The sequence below is a fragment of the Mesorhizobium sp. P160927 genome (genome assembly GCF_057766385.1).
In genome coordinates this window covers 1480735-1495476 of record NZ_JBYMDW010000001.1, presented here as the reverse complement: position 1 = coordinate 1495476, position 14742 = coordinate 1480735, and the positions used below count along the sequence as shown (strand labels likewise).

The 14742-nt window shown below is 64.1% G+C and carries 15 protein-coding genes; 14 read left to right on the top strand and 1 reads right to left on the bottom strand.

The genetic code is table 11. The annotated features are described in order from the left end of the window. Window positions 1–78: 78 nt before the first annotated feature. The 11 genes from AC3CB8_RS07455 to AC3CB8_RS07405 all read left to right on the top strand — a co-directional run bounded on the left by AC3CB8_RS07455 (window position 79) and on the right by AC3CB8_RS07405 (window position 10645). Window positions 79–1086, top strand: coding sequence for an ABC transporter permease (locus tag AC3CB8_RS07455; protein ID WP_023772615.1), 1008 nt, complete (start codon window positions 79–81; stop codon window positions 1084–1086). Then, on the top strand, window positions 1079–1927 hold the full coding sequence (locus AC3CB8_RS07450; protein WP_023772614.1) for an ABC transporter permease: 849 nt from the start codon (window positions 1079–1081) through the stop codon (window positions 1925–1927). Before AC3CB8_RS07455 ends, AC3CB8_RS07450 begins: the two co-directional genes overlap by 8 nt. Next, window positions 1924–2802: an ABC transporter ATP-binding protein gene (locus AC3CB8_RS07445; protein WP_352547616.1), complete on the top strand. Its 879-nt coding sequence runs from the start codon at window positions 1924–1926 to the stop codon at window positions 2800–2802. The genes AC3CB8_RS07450 and AC3CB8_RS07445 overlap by 4 nt, the downstream gene beginning before the upstream one ends. Then, complete coding sequence (locus AC3CB8_RS07440; protein WP_352563262.1) at window positions 2795–3631, top strand: ATP-binding cassette domain-containing protein; 837 nt, start codon at window positions 2795–2797, stop codon at window positions 3629–3631. Before AC3CB8_RS07445 ends, AC3CB8_RS07440 begins: the two co-directional genes overlap by 8 nt. Window positions 3632–3709: 78 nt before the next feature. Continuing rightward, the gene (locus AC3CB8_RS07435) at window positions 3710–4309 is read left to right on the top strand and encodes a VOC family protein (protein ID WP_352563263.1); all 600 of its coding nucleotides are present in this window, start codon (window positions 3710–3712) and stop codon (window positions 4307–4309) included. A gap of 141 nt (window positions 4310–4450) precedes the next feature. Then, entirely contained in the window at window positions 4451–6745 is a 2295-nt protein-coding gene (locus AC3CB8_RS07430) for a bifunctional salicylyl-CoA 5-hydroxylase/oxidoreductase (RefSeq protein WP_352563264.1), read from the top strand. Further along, window positions 6742–7515: an SDR family NAD(P)-dependent oxidoreductase gene (locus AC3CB8_RS07425; RefSeq protein ID WP_352563265.1), complete on the top strand. Its 774-nt coding sequence runs from the start codon at window positions 6742–6744 to the stop codon at window positions 7513–7515. The genes AC3CB8_RS07430 and AC3CB8_RS07425 overlap by 4 nt, the downstream gene beginning before the upstream one ends. Next, the gene (locus AC3CB8_RS07420) at window positions 7509–7979 is read left to right on the top strand and encodes a MarR family winged helix-turn-helix transcriptional regulator (protein ID WP_023783379.1); all 471 of its coding nucleotides are present in this window, start codon (window positions 7509–7511) and stop codon (window positions 7977–7979) included. The genes AC3CB8_RS07425 and AC3CB8_RS07420 overlap by 7 nt, the downstream gene beginning before the upstream one ends. Next, complete coding sequence (locus AC3CB8_RS07415) at window positions 7976–8788, top strand: enoyl-CoA hydratase family protein (RefSeq protein ID WP_352547607.1); 813 nt, start codon at window positions 7976–7978, stop codon at window positions 8786–8788. Before AC3CB8_RS07420 ends, AC3CB8_RS07415 begins: the two co-directional genes overlap by 4 nt. Before the next feature lie 237 nt (window positions 8789–9025). Then, window positions 9026–10174, top strand: coding sequence for an acyl-CoA dehydrogenase family protein (locus AC3CB8_RS07410; RefSeq protein WP_352563266.1), 1149 nt, complete (start codon window positions 9026–9028; stop codon window positions 10172–10174). Window positions 10175–10249: 75 nt separating this feature from the next. Continuing rightward, window positions 10250–10645: a RidA family protein gene (locus AC3CB8_RS07405; RefSeq protein WP_023772605.1), complete on the top strand. Its 396-nt coding sequence runs from the start codon at window positions 10250–10252 to the stop codon at window positions 10643–10645. A gap of 23 nt (window positions 10646–10668) precedes the next feature. Here AC3CB8_RS07405 and AC3CB8_RS07400 read toward each other — a convergent pair whose 3' ends face one another. Continuing rightward, a complete protein-coding gene (locus AC3CB8_RS07400; RefSeq protein ID WP_023783377.1) occupies window positions 10669–11760 on the bottom strand; it encodes an LLM class flavin-dependent oxidoreductase in 1092 nt (363 codons plus the stop codon). Between the two features lie 120 nt (window positions 11761–11880). Between AC3CB8_RS07400 and AC3CB8_RS07395 the strand changes: the two genes are divergently transcribed. The 3 genes from AC3CB8_RS07395 to AC3CB8_RS07385 all read left to right on the top strand — a co-directional run bounded on the left by AC3CB8_RS07395 (window position 11881) and on the right by AC3CB8_RS07385 (window position 14722). After that, complete coding sequence (locus AC3CB8_RS07395; RefSeq protein WP_352547601.1) at window positions 11881–12657, top strand: HpcH/HpaI aldolase family protein; 777 nt, start codon at window positions 11881–11883, stop codon at window positions 12655–12657. Between the two features lie 430 nt (window positions 12658–13087). Next, a complete protein-coding gene (locus AC3CB8_RS07390) occupies window positions 13088–13885 on the top strand; it encodes an ABC transporter substrate-binding protein (RefSeq protein ID WP_023772601.1) in 798 nt (265 codons plus the stop codon). Between the two features lie 162 nt (window positions 13886–14047). Then, window positions 14048–14722 (top strand): amino acid ABC transporter permease, encoded by a 675-nt coding sequence (locus AC3CB8_RS07385; protein WP_015314096.1) that lies wholly within the window; start codon window positions 14048–14050, stop codon window positions 14720–14722. Window positions 14723–14742 lie beyond the last annotated feature (20 nt).

Here is a 14742-nt window from a genome sequence, read left to right as displayed (position 1 = left end):
GGGCTTACCGCGCGCCGTCCATAGCGACGGCGCGCATTCTACAGGCATATGAGCCTGCGGGCTCCTGCAAAGATTTACATGCTCCTGCAACGATTCCTGATCCGTCTGCTGACGATGTTGATCACGCTGTTGGGCGTGGCCGTCGTCGTATTCGTGGTTATCCGCGTCGCGCCCGGCGATCCGATCGCCATGATGCTGCCGCCCGGCGCCACCAATGACGACATCGCCCGCCTGCGTGCGCTCTATGGGCTCGACAAGACGATCGTACAGCAGTTCTTCATCTGGCTGTCCGGGGTCGCCAGGGGCGATTTCGGCACCTCGATCTCGCTCCGGCAAGACGTGCTTGGCCTCGTCTTCAACCGGCTGCCGGCAACCCTGGAGCTCGCCATTGTCGCGCTCATCATGGCGGTGGCGATCGGCGGCACGACGGCGATCCTCGGTGCGCGCGAACGCGGCACGGCGGTCGAGGCCGGCATCGACATCGCCAGCGGTGCCGCACTTTCCATCCCCGATTTTCTCTGGGGCCTTGTGCTGATCCTCCTGTTCGGCGTGCTGGTGCCGATATTCGACATTTCCGGCCGCGTGTCGCCGCAGCTCGACTTGCCCTTCATCACCCAGTTCTACTTCTTCGAGAGCCTGTTTCGGCTGCGCTTCGACCTCACCTGGGACCTCTTGAAGCACATGCTAATGCCAGCCGTGGCGCTGGCGCTGCCGCTCGCGGCCATCATCGCGCAACTGCTGAAGCAGTCGCTGAAGGAAGTGCTCGACCTCGATTATGTCGTGCTGGCGCGGGTCAAGGGGTTTTCTGAAACGCAGGTCATCTTGCGCGAGGCGCTGAAGAACGCCGCGCTGCCGACGCTGACGCTCATCGGTGTGCAATTCACCTTCCTCATCGGCGGCACCGTCATCGTCGAGCGGCTGTTCTCCTATGAAGGCCTCGGCAACATGGCGATCGACGCCGTTATCAACCGCGACCTGCCGCTGATACAGGGTATCGTGCTGGTCTTCGCGCTGCTGTTCGTGCTGATCAACCTCGCAGTCGACATGATGTATGCGCTGCTCAATCCGAGGCTGCGCCATGGATGAGGCACGCATCTCGCGACGCGGATCGAGCCCGAGGCTGTGGCTGGCGGGAGGTTGGCTGCTGCTGGCGCTGCTGGCGGCGATCTTGGCGCCGCTGGTCGCGCCGCAGGATCCGCTGGCGCAGGATTTGATGCTGGAACGTCTGCCGCCGTTCTGGCTCGACGGTGCCGAGCCGGGCTATTGGCTCGGCACCGACAGCCTCGGCCGCGACCTGCTCTCGCGCCTGATCTTCGGCGGCCGCATCGCCTTCATCGTCGCTTTCGCGGCGGCCATCGCCGCCTGCGTGGTCGGCTCCACATTAGGGCTGATCGCGGGCTATTTCGGCGGCTGGGCGGACCGCATCATCTCACGCATCGTCGACATCTGGATGGCCTTCCCGCCGGTGCTGTTCGCCATTCTGCTGGTCGCCGTGCTCGGCACCGGCTTAAGCTCCGTTATCCTCGCCATCGCCATCATCGACTGGACGCGTTTCTGCCGGGTCATCCGCGCCGAGGCGATGGGCCAGTCGCGCATGGACTATGTCGAGAACGCTCGCATCGCCGGCTATGGCCGCTTCGGCATCATGCTGCGCGAAGTTCTACCCAATGTGGTGCCGTCGATCGTGGCGCTGCTGTCGCTGGAGATGGGCATCGCCGTCATCGTCGAGGCGATCCTGTCCTTCGTCAATCTATCTATCTCGACCGACGACCCTACATGGGGCGGCATCATCGCCGAGGGCCGGCTGTCGATCCACCAGGCATGGTGGGTGCTGGTGTTTCCGCTGGTCACGCTGATCCTCACCGTGTTGTCCTTCAGCCAGTTCGGCGAGGCGCTGAAGACGCGTTTCGATCCGGTGCTGCGATGAGCGCCTGTCTCGACATAGCCGATCTGAGCGCGGTGCTGGCCAACGGCCAGCGCGTGCTGCGCTCTGTTTCGCTCTCGGTACAACCCGGTGAAGTGCGCGCGCTTGTCGGCGAAAGCGGCGCCGGCAAGACGATGATCGGCAAGGCGGTGCTGGGTGTGTTGCCATTGAGCGTGCGCATCGTCGAAGGCGATATGAGGCTCGAGGGCGAAGACCTCGGCAAACTCCCGCCAAAAGCGCGGCGCACGCTGATCGGCGCGCGCACGGCGCTGATCCCGCAGGATCCGCTGACCGCGCTCAACCCCTCGCGCCGCATCGGCTCCCAGATGACCGACCGTCTGGTGCGCATCCTCGGCTGGAGCGGAGACAAGGCCGATCGGCGTATCCGCCAGTTGCTTGATGAGGTGCAGATCCGCGACCCCGACCGGGTGCTGAAGAGCTATCCGCACGAGCTCTCCGGCGGCATGCGCCAGCGCGTGCTGATTGCCGCCGCCTTTGCCGCCGAGCCACGGCTGATCGTCGCCGACGAGCCGACCACGGCGCTCGACGTGACGGTGCAGAAGCAGATCCTGCGGCTGATCGCGGCGTTGCAGCGCGAGCACGGCACCGCGATCCTGTTCGTCACCCACGATCTCGGCGTCGTCGCCAAGATCAGCCAGAAAGTGTCGGTTCTCTATGCCGGCAAGGTGGTGGAAGAGGCCGAGACGGCGGCGCTCTTCGCCGCGCCGAAGCACCCCTATACAAGGGCATTGATGGCCGCCACGCCGCGCTATACCGATCCCTTCGCTTCGCTGAAGCCGGTGGACGAGACGGTACTGGCGGGGCTCGCCGCCGAGATCGCTGCCGCCGACCAGGCCTGGAGGCGTCCGCATGGCTGAGCCGCTGTTCTCCGTGCGCGGGCTGAAGGTCGCGCTGCCCGACATGACACGCAAGCCGCTCATCGGCCGCGCACCTTTGGCCGAGATTCTGAAAGGCCTGGATTTCGACCTGCCCACCGGCTCGGTGACGGGCATCGTCGGCGAATCCGGATCCGGGAAATCGACGCTTGGCCGTGCGCTGGTGCGGCTGCTGGAGCCGAGCGCCGGCAGCATCCGTTTCGAAGGTCGTGACATCACCCATCTGCCGGAAGCCGAACTGCGGCCACTGCGCCGCGACCTGCAGATGATCTTCCAGGATCCGATGTCGTCGCTCAATCCGCGCCGCACCATTGCCAGCATCATCGCCGCTCCGCTTAAGCAGAACGGGCTCGGCGACGATCTGAAATCCCGCGTCGCCGAGGCATTGCAACGCGTCGGCCTGCCGCAAAGCTTCGCCACCCGCTACCGCCACGAACTGTCGGGCGGGCAGCGACAGCGCGTCGGCATTGCGCGCGCGCTGGCGCTGTCGCCAAAATTCGTGCTGGCCGACGAGATCGTCTCCGGCCTCGACGTGTCTACGCAGGCCCAGATCCTCACCTTGCTCGAGAAGCTTGCAGCGGAGATGGGTCTGACGGTCGCCTTCATCAGCCACGATCTGTCGGTCATCCGGCGGCTGTGCCGTCAGGTGATCGTCATGCGCGAAGGCAGCATCGTGGAAGCGAGCGCCACGGACGCGCTGTTCGACATGCCGCGGCAGACCTACACGCGCGACCTCATCGCAGCCATTCCGCTGCCCGAAATCGATGCGAGCTGGCTGGACATTCCTTTCGCCGGCAAAGCGCCGACATGAATGCGAACGCACGCCGAAAAGCGGGCCTCGGACGTGCGACTGGAGAATGACGAAGTCCCGCCAATGGAGAGGACTGACATGAAGCCCACAATCGCACTTGCAACGCTCGTTGCTGCTATCGTTGGCAGCGCCGGCATCGCCTCGGCGGATTCGATCCCCGGCATGCGCGGCCACGATCACACCGGCATCACGGTTCCCGACATGAAGCAGGCGGTCGACTTCTTCACAGAGGTCGTCGGCTGCAAGAAGGCGATGTCGTTCGGCCCGTTCGCCGACGACAAGGGCACCTTCATGCAGGACCTGCTCGGCGTCGATCCGAAGGCTGTCATCGAGCAGGTCACGATGGTGCGTTGCGGCTATGGATCGAACATCGAGCTGTTCAAATACACCGCGCCCGACCAGAAGAATCTGACACCGAAGAACAGCGACATTGGCGGCTTTCACATCGCCTTCTATGTCGACGATGTCGCCGCGGCCAAAGCCTATCTCGATGGCAAGGGCGTCAAGACCAGGATGGGGCCGCTGCCGGTCAAGGAAGGACCCGCCGCCGGCCAGACCATCCTGTATTTCCAGGCGCCCTGGGGACTGCAACTCGAGGCGATCAGCTATCCCTCGGGCATGGCCTATGAGAAGAGTGCCGAGACCGTGCTGTGGAGCCCGAAGAATCCGGAGAAATGATGTCTCGCGGCGCGCTTGCAGGATTCCCGGCAAGCGCGCCACCCACGCTCGCATAATCATTTCGACATAAAACTTTAAGCTTGAAATATCTTACCTCCAGCGCGATACTGAGGCATAGCAAGCGAAGAGGAGATCGCACGGATGAAGGTTGCGGTTCTCGGCGGCGGACCAGCCGGCCTCTACTTTGCCATTTCGATGAAACTGAGGGACGCCGCGCACGACGTGACGGTTTTCGAGCGCAACCGCACCGACGACACGTTCGGCTGGGGCGTGGTCCTGTCGGCTGAGACGCTCGACAATCTCGCGGAGAATGATCCGGTCAGCGCCGTCTGGATCAAGAAGCATTTTGCCTATTGGGACGACATCGCCGTCATCCATGACGGCGTGCGCACGGTCTCGTCGGGCCACGGCTTCTGCGGCATCGGCCGCAAGCGGCTGCTGGTCCTCTTGCAGCGCCGCGCGCGCGAACTCGGCGTCAAGCTGATGTTCGAAACCGACATCGCCGATCCCCGCCCCTATATGGAGACGCATGACCTGGTCGTCGCCGCCGACGGACTGAACTCAAGGGCGCGCAACGCTTTCGTCGACGTGTTCAAGCCCGACATCGACACACGCAAATGCAAGTTCGTCTGGCTCGGCACCAACCAGAAATTCGACGACGCCTTCACCTTTATCTTCGAGAAGACCGAGCATGGCTGGGTATGGGCGCACGCCTACCAGTTCGACAGCGACACCGCGACCTTCATCGTCGAATGCAGCGAACAGACCTGGGCCGCCTTTGGCTTCGGCGCGATGTCGCAGCAGGAGTCCATCGCGGTGTGCGAGCGCATCTTTGCCAAGCATCTTGGCGGCCACGCGCTGATGACCAACGCCAACCATATCCGTGGCTCGGCCTGGATCAACTTCCCGCGCGTGCTGTGCGAGCGCTGGTCCTACAAGAACCTGGCGCTGATGGGCGACGCCGCGGCCTCGGCGCATTTCTCGATCGGCTCCGGCACCAAACTGGCGCTCGAAAGCGCGGTGGCGCTGGCCGAGTATGTCGAGACCGAGCCGGACCTCGAGGCCGCCTTCCGTAGATATGAGGATGCCCGCCGCACCGAGGTGCTGAAGCTGCAATCGGCGGCGCGCAATTCGCTCGAATGGTTCGAGGAAGTCGAGCGCTATCTCGGCCTTGATCCGGTGCAGTTCAACTATTCGCTGCTGACCCGTTCGCAGCGCATCAGCCACGAGAATCTGCGGCTGCGCGATGCCGAATGGCTGGGCAGCGCCGAAGAATGGTTTCAGCGCCAGGCGGGTGCCGGTGGCAACAGGCTGCGCCGGGCGCCGATGTTCGCGCCGTTCAAGCTGCGCGACATGCGGCTGCAAAACCGCGTCGTCGTCTCGCCGATGGCGCAGTACAAGGCCGTCGACGGCTGCCCGACCGACTGGCATTTCACGCATTATGCCGAGCGCGCCAAGGGCGGCGCCGGGCTCGTCTATATCGAGATGACCTGCGTCAGCCCGGAAGGGCGCATCACGCCCGGCTGCCCCGGTTTCTACGCGCCCGAGCATGAGGTGGCGTGGCGGCGGCTGGTCGACTTCGTCCATGCCGAAACCGAAGCGAAGATCTGCGCCCAGATCGGCCATTCCGGCGCCAAGGGTTCGACCCGTGTCGGTTGGGAAGGCACCGACGTGCCGCTGGCCTCCGGTAACTGGCCTGTGATGGCGGCATCGGCTGTCGCGTGGTCGCCTGAGAATCAGGTGCCGAAGGCGATGGATCGCGCCGATATGGATTTGGTGCGCGATCAATTCGTCGCCTCGGCCGAAATGGCCGATCGCTGCGGCTTCGACATGGTGGAGATCCATGCCGCGCATGGCTATCTCCTGTCGTCCTTCATCACGCCGGTCACCAACCGGCGCACGGACGCCTATGGCGGCTCACTGGAAAACCGCATGCGCTATCCCCTCGAAATCTTCCACGCTGTGCGCGCCGCCTGGCCGGCGGGAAAACCGATCTCGGTGCGCATTTCGGCCAATGACTGGGTCGGCATCGAAGGCGTGACGCCGGCAGATGCCGTCGAGATCGCTGGGATGCTGCATGAGGCCGGCGTCGACATCTGCGACGTTTCGGCCGGCCAGACGTCGGTTGCCGCGAAGCCGGTCTATGGCCGCATGTTCCAGACGCCATTCTCGGACCGCATCCGCAACGAGGTCGGCATGGCGACGATGGCGGTGGGCAACATCTACGAGCCGGACCACGTCAATTCGATCCTGATGGCCGGCCGAGCCGATCTGGTCGCGCTGGCACGGCCGCATCTCGCCGATCCCTACTGGACATTGCACGCGGCGGTGACCCTCGGCGACCGTGGCGTCAAATGGCCGGATCCCTATCTGCCCGGGCGCGACCAGATCTACCGGCTGGCCGAGCGCGATGCGGCGGCGGGGCTGAAAGTATGACGACCGCGAGCACGATTCCCGGCAAGCACGCATTGGTCACCGGCGGCGGCTCCGGCGTCGGCCGGGCTATCGCGCTCACTTTGGCTAGAGCTGGTGTCGATGTGACCATATGTGGGCGCCGCGAAGCTGAACTCGCCAAGGTTGCCGGCGAAGACGGCCGCATCCATGGCATCGTCGCCGATGTCACCGATGAGGCGGCGATGGCGGCGCTCTACGCGCAAGCGGAGGCCGCACGCGGGCCGTTCGATATCGTCGTCGCCAATGCCGGCATGGCCGGCAGCACGCCGGCGCACAAGACCACGCTTGCCGACTGGCAGCGAACGCTCGACGTCAATCTGACCGGCGCCTTCCTGACGGTGAAACCGACGCTGGCCGGCATGGCCGCACGCAAGGCGGGCCGCATCGTGTTCATCGCCTCCACGGCAGGGCTGAAAGGCTACGCCTACGTCGCGCCCTACGTCGCGGCCAAGCATGGCGTCGTCGGCCTGATGCGGGCGCTGGCCGCCGAGACGGCGAAATCCGGTGTCACCGTCAACGCCGTGTGCCCAGGCTTCGTCGAGACCGACATGCTGGAGGAGTCCATCCAGCGCATCGTCGAAAAGACCGGCCGCTCGGCAGAACAGGCGCGGGCCAGTCTTGCCTCGACCAATCCGCAAGGCCGTTTCATCCAGCCGCGGGAAATTGCCGAAGCCGTGCTTTGGCTGTGCGGCGACGCGGCGCAATCGATCACCGGACAGGCGATTTCTATCTCGGGAGGTGAAACATGGTAGCCGGCCCCCTGCCCATGCCATCGGGACCCGGCAAGGACCGGCTGCGCCTATGGATCAGGCTGCTGCGCGCCTCACGCACGATCGAGTCCGAACTGCGCGAGCGCCTGAAGAAGGAATTCGACACGACGTTGCCGCGTTTCGACGTCATGGCGGCACTTTACCGGGCGCCGGAGGGCATGCTGATGAGCGACCTGTCGCGCTTCCTGCTGGTGTCCAACGGCAATGTCACCGGTATTGTCGACCGGCTGGTTTCGGAAGGACTTGTCGCCCGCGCCCGCCGCAATGGAGACCGCCGCACCTCGATGGTTCGGCTGACCGAGGAAGGTACGAAGTCCTTTGCCACCATCGCCGCCGCGCATGAGGGCTGGATCGGCGAATTGCTAGGCAAGGTCAGCGAGGAGGATGCGCGCCGGCTGACCGGCATGCTGACCTCGTTCCGCAGCAACTGGGAGGGACGCGAATGACCGCAATGGCCGGCCTCAAGCCGAAGCATTTCCTGTGGGAGGTCGAGGGCAGGATCGCCAAGGTCCGGCTCGACCGGCCGGAGCGCAAGAACCCGCTGACCTTCGACAGCTATGCCGAGCTGCGCGACACGTTCCGCGATCTCGTCTATGCCGACGACGTCGACGCCGTGGTGTTCCTCTCCAATGGCGGCAATTTCTGCTCCGGCGGCGATGTCCACGACATTATCGGCCCACTGGTCAAGATGGACATGAAGCAGCTCTTGGCCTTCACCCGCATGACCGGCGATTTCGTCAAGGCGATGCTGAATTGCGGCAAGCCGATCATCGCCGCGGTCGACGGCGTGGCGGTCGGCGCCGGCGCGATCATCGCGATGAGTTCGGATATCCGCATCGCCACGCCGGAAGCCAAGACCGCCTTTCTGTTCACCCGCGTCGGCCTTGCCGGCTGCGATATGGGCGCCTGCGCGATCCTGCCGCGCATCATCGGCCAGGGCCGCGCCGCCGAATTGCTCTACACCGGCCGAACCATGACCGCGACGGAGGGCGAGCGCTGGGGGTTTTACAACAGGCTGGTAGCGGCAGACGTACTCGAGGCCGACGCGCTCGACATGGCGGCCCGCATCGTCTCCGGCCCGACCTTCGCCCACGGCATCACCAAGACGCAGCTCAACCAGGAATGGTCGATGGGCCTCGAACAGGCGATCGAAGCGGAAGCGCAGGCGCAGGCGATCTGCATGCAGACGCGAGATTTCGAGCGGGCATATCGGGCTTTCGTGGCCAAGGAAAAGCCGGTGTTCGAGGGGAATTGAGGATGTTTTCTTCGATCAACATGGCCACCTTGGCAGGACAGCGCCCCCCTCTGGCCTGCCGGCAATCTCCCACTCCACGGGGGAGATTGGATGCAATTTCTGCTTTCGCCAATAACGACCGTTGCAAAGAAAGCGCCGCCAGCGAAGCTGCCAATCTCCCCCCTCGTGGGGGAGATGTCCGGCGGGACAGAGAGGAGCGCAGTAGAGCACAAGCCTTGCAGAACAGCGGAGGCACAAATGCCTGACCGTTCCTTCCTCAACTGGCCCTTCTTCGAAGACCGCCATCGCGAACTCGCCGAGCACCTGGACGCCTGGTGCGCGAAAAACCTGCCGGTCGACCACCATGACGTCGACGCCGCCTGCCTCGAGTTGGTGGCGAAGCTCGGCAGGGATGGCTGGCTGAAGCCGACGGCGCTCGATACGGACAACCCGGCGCCACTCGACGTGCGCGCCCTGTGCATCACGCGCGAGACGCTGGCCCGCCACGATGGCCTCGCCGATTTCGCTTTCGCCATGCAAGGTCTCGGCACCGGCGCGCTCAGCCTGTTCGGCACGCCGGACCAGCAGCAATGGCTTTCAAAGACGCGGGACGGCAAGGCGATCTCAGCCTTCGCCCTGTCCGAGCCGCGCTCCGGCTCTGATGTCGCCAACATGGAGATGACAGCGACCCGCGATGGCGACAGCTACGTTCTCACGGGCGAAAAAACCTGGATCTCGAATGGCGGTATCGCCGATCTCTATGTCGTCTTCGCCCGCACCGGCGAGGCGCCGGGTGCCAAGGGGCTTTCCGCTTTCCTGGTGTCGGGCAACGCCGAGGGCCTCGGTATCGCGGAACGCCTCGAAGTGATCGCGCCGCATCCACTGGCGCGTCTTTCGTTCGACCAGGTCCGCGTGCCCACCTCGGCGCTGATTGGCAGGCCGGGCGACGGTTTTCGCATCGCCATGTCGGTGCTCGACGTGTTCCGCTCGACGGTCGGCGCGGCGGCGCTCGGCTTTGCCCGCCGGGCGCTCGATGAAAGCATCAAACGCGTGGCCGAGCGCAAATTGTTCGGGGCGCCGATGGCCGAACTGCAGATGGTGCAGGGACACATCGCGGATATGGCGCTCGACGTCGATGCGGCGGCGCTTTTGGTCTATCGCGCTGCATGGACCAAGGACATGGGTGCGGCGCGGGTGACGCGCGAGGCGGCGATGGCCAAGCTGTTCGCCACCGACAAGGCGCAGGAGGTGATCGACAAAGCCGTGCAGCTGCATGGCGGCGATGGTGTCCGCAAAGGCCATATCGTCGAGAGCCTGTATCGCGAAATCCGCGCGCTGCGCATCTACGAGGGCGCATCGGACGTGCAGAAAGTGGTGATCGCGCGACAAGTGATGGGGGCGGCCTGAACAGGTCGTGACCACGGACTGAAATGTTTCGAGACGGATATTGCGGACCCGATATTGGATAGGCGGAGAGACGAAATGCACGAGATCCTGCAGCCGGAAGGCTGGGCAAAACCGGTCGGTTACGCCAACGGCGTGGCGGCGCGCGGCAGGCTCGTCTTCGTCGGCGGACAGGTCGGCTGGAACGGGCAATGCCAGTTCGAGACCGACGATTTCGCCGGCCAGGTGCGGCAGACGCTCCACAACATCGTCGCGGTGCTGGCCGAGGCCGGCGCGGAGCCACGACATATCACCTCGATGACTTGGTATTTTACCGACAAGGCAGAATATCTCGGCAACCTCAAGGGGATCGGTGAAGCCTATCGCGAGGTGATCGGCCGACATTTTCCAGCGATGGCCGCCATGCAGGTGGTGGCGCTGGTCGAGGACCGCGCCAAGGTGGAGATCCAGGCGACCGCCGTTATTCCGGAATAAGTAATTCGTTTTCGCGGAATATATTATTCGCGGAGCCCCGCCTGCCTCAGCAGAGGCAGTACATGGTCGCAGAAATAGGGCAATTCCCTGGTGTAGTTGACGAAGGACAGGGCGATGCCTTGATAGCCGTGCGCGGCAATGGCGGCCATTTCGGCGGCGATCGTCCGCGGCGTTCCAACCAGCGGGTAGGTGCCGGCACCGCCGGCGAAACGCTGGCGGTAGCGGTCATAGGCGTGCGGGTCGTGCGACTGCGAGAATTCCTTCTTGCCGGCCATATGCGCATCGACCGCCTCGTGATCGGCCAAATCGACGGCATATCGGTTGTAATAGGCCTGCGCCTCTTCCATGGTCGGGCGGCAGACGACATGGGCCACGGTGTAGACGCCGACCTTGCGGCCAACCTTGTCGGCTCGCTCGCTGATGTCGGCGACATGCTTGCCCGCATCGGCCATCTCGGAAAAGGTCGTGAACAGATAATCGCATCTGGCGGCGGCGAAATCGCGGCCCGGGCCGCCGAAAGCGGCGTTCATGGTCACTGGGCGCGGAACCTGCAGGCTGGCCGGCCTGCTGACCGCATCCTTGAGGTGATAATAGGTGCCTTCGTAGTCAAGCGGCTCCGCCGATGCATAGAGCTTCTCGAGGATCTCGATCCATTCGGCCGCCTGGTCGTAGCCCTTCTCGACCAGCGGCGTTCCGAACATGCCGAATTCCTTCGGGTTCCAGCCGCAGACGACGTTCAAGCCGGCGCGGCCTTGGCTGATGTGGTCGACCGTCGCCAGCGCCTTGGCGGCATAGAGCGGATGCACCAGCGGCACGTGCACGGTCATGAACAGGCCGATCCGGTCGGTGGCCATGCTGAGTGCCGCCGCCCAGGTGAAGGTCTCGAAGGATCGCTCGCGCACCTTGTTGCGGCCGCCAAAGCCACGCCAGCGCGCGATCGGCAGCATGAACTCCAGCCCCGCGCGGTCGGCGATCCGGGCGGCCGTCAGATTGTCCTGCCAGCTCGCCGTCCAGCGTTCCGGCACGTCCGATATGGCAAGACCACCATCGGCGTTGGTCGAGAAGACGCCAAGCTTCAGTTTGTTGGAGCCGTGCAGCGGATGTGCTTTGTTCATGTCGCGACCTCCCGGCGAAGATCGCACGCTACGGCTCCGCGAAAATATTTCAAGCATGAAATAGCTTCGCCCTGCGCCGGTTTGCCGATATGAATTTGGCGGGATGAGAAAGGGATAGGGATGAGCGAGTTCCGCCAGAATTGCATCGGCAAGGCCAACCTCGTCGGCTCCTTCGCTGCCATTCCTCACCCCGTCGCGGTCGAAGTGATGGCGATGTCCGGCCTCGACTTCCTCTGCATCGACTGGGAGCATGCCCAGATATCGCGCGACATCATCGAGACCATGGTGCGCGCCGCCGACGTCCACCGCGTGCCGGCGATGGTGCGCGTTCCCGGCCTGTCGCCCGAAGCAATCCAGGCGGCGCTGGACAGCGGCGCGCAAGGCGTGCTGGTGCCACGCGTCTCGACACCGGCACAGGCGGCAATGGCCGTGAAAGCATCCCGCTATCCGCCACGGGGCGAGCGCGGCGTCGGACCCGGCCGTGCGGCCGGTTATGGCTATCGCATTCCCGAATATCTAGCCGGCGCCAATGACAGGATCGTCGTGGCGGTCCAGGTCGAGACCGCCGAGGGATTGGCCAACATCGAGGCGATCGCTGATGTCGACGGCGTCGACGTGATCTTCGTCGGCCCCGGCGATCTCTCCGTGTCGATCGATGCGATCGGACCGAAGGGCGCCGACAAGCTCGCCGACGCGATCCGCAGGATCATCGGCGTGACGATCGCGCACAACAAAATCTCCGGCATATTCTGCGCCAACCCGCAGGCCATCGGCCAATGGGCGGCAATCGGCGCCAGCTTCTTCGTCCTGGCCAGCGACACGATTTTCCTGGGTGCGGGCGCCGCGGCCAATTATGCCGGCGCCCGGGCCGAACTGGCGCGGGAGGAACCGCGCTAGCGCCCGGTTGCGCAAGCGATCAAGCCAGGAAACTTTTTAAGCTTAAAACTTTTGCCTTGAAAAGCGCCGCGCTTTGGATAAGCATTCAGGATGGATGGCGGCTGTCGGCCTGGAGGGCTTTACGGGCAGTCATCATGGTGCTCCGGGTGGGAGGGGTTTCAGTCCTTGTCGTTTGTGCAGCCCCAATCATCGTCCAGCGCGCGCTACGCTTTCCATGATGCGCGCGCTCAGATCCACGACCTTCATATCGAGATCATCGCAAACCCTTCGCGCGTGAATGCGTATACGACCGCGACAAAATCGCGGCCGCGCTCGAGCCGCATGGCCGCCACCATGAATTGACGCCCCGCTGGGAGGCGGGACGGCAAGAAACCGTGCGGGCCAGCCCGCCCGATCAACAACCAGAGGGAACACCCCAGAGGGACCACCAATGAAGCTCAACCGTCGCAATCTCATCCTCGTCGCCGCGGCAATCGGCATCGCGGCCGGACCGGCAACCGCCTATGCCGCCGATGTGCTGAATGTCGGCGCCTACCCGACCAATCCGCCCTTCGAATACAAGAACGAGAGCGGCACCTTCGAGGGTTTCGAAGTCGACATCGTCAACGAGGCGGCCAAGCGCGCCGGCATGACCACCGACATCGCCGATCTCGGCTTCCAGGCATTGTTCGCCGCGACCACCTCCAAGCGCATCGACGTCGCCATCTCTTCGATCACCATCACGCCGGAGCGGCTGAAGTCGCAGTCGTTCACCCAGCCCTATTATGATTCCGACATGGGCATCGCGACCAAGACGGACAGCGCGGTCAACGCCGAGGCGGACCTCAAGGGCAAGATCGTCGGCGTGCTCTCGGGCTCGACCGGCGAGACCTGGGTCAAGGCGCATCAGGAAGCCGACGGGTTCAGCGACGTGAAGGGCTATGACACGCAGCAGAACCTTTTGCTCGACCTTAGCGCCGGCCGTATCGATGCCGCTGTCAGCGACATTCCCGGCATGGAATATTCCTTTACGAAGATGAAGGACCTGAAGGTCAAGCAGCGCATCAAGACCGGCGAGCAGTACGGCCTGATGATGACCAAGGATCATCCGCTGCTCGGCAAACTCAACGACGCGCTGACGGCGATGAAGAAGGACGGCACGTTGGCCGCGATCCATAAAAAGTGGTTCGGCAGTGACGCCCCAGCAGATTCCTCGACCGTCAAGGAAATGCCGCTGCCCAAGGCCTGAGCGGCGGTCAACGGACGAAGGCGTGCCGGCCCCAAGGGGTCGGCACGTCCCGTTTTTCACGCATAATCTTCCCGGGACCGGCATCCGTTCGGCAAAGCCGATCTTGATGTTCCGGGTCGGGCTCTGGCGTCAGATGACGCAACACCGTTCGGGAATGCCCTGATGTCGCTGATCGACACTTTCTTCAACGCCGACGTCATCGCGTCGAGCCTGCCGGCGTTGCTGCGCGGCTTCCTGAACACGCTTCTGCTCGGCCTGCTCAGCATCGGCATCGGCATTCCCATCGGCCTGGTGATCAGCCTGTTGCGGCTCTATGCGCCGAAGCCGCTGCGCTGGCTGGCGGTCGGTTATACCGATATCTTCCGCGCCCTGCCGGTGCTGGTTGTGCTGATCCTGATCTATTATGCCTTGCCCTTCCTCGGCATTCGCCTGTCGTCCTGGGCGTCGGCGGTGACCGCCTTCGCCATCATCATGTCGGCCTATTCGGCGGAGGTGTTCCGCTCCGGCATAGAGAGCATTCCGCGCGGCCAGTTCGAGGCGGCGCAGGCGCTTGGCCTGCCGTTCCTTTTGACCTTGCGCAAGGTGGTGCTGCCGCAGGCGGTGCGCGTCGTCATCCCGCCGATGACCAGCAACTGCGTCTCGATGTTCAAGGACACGTCGCTGGCCTCTACCGTGGCGCTGCCGGAGCTGCTTAAGGAAGCGACCAACGCGCAGTCGCTCTATGCCAACCCCTCGCCGCTGATCGGCGCGGCACTGGTCTATCTCATCTTCCTTTGGCCGATGGTTCGTCTCGTCAGCCTGCTTGAAGCCCGTTTCAAAACCGAGAAGACGCGCTGACCGCGCCTACAATTTCCCAT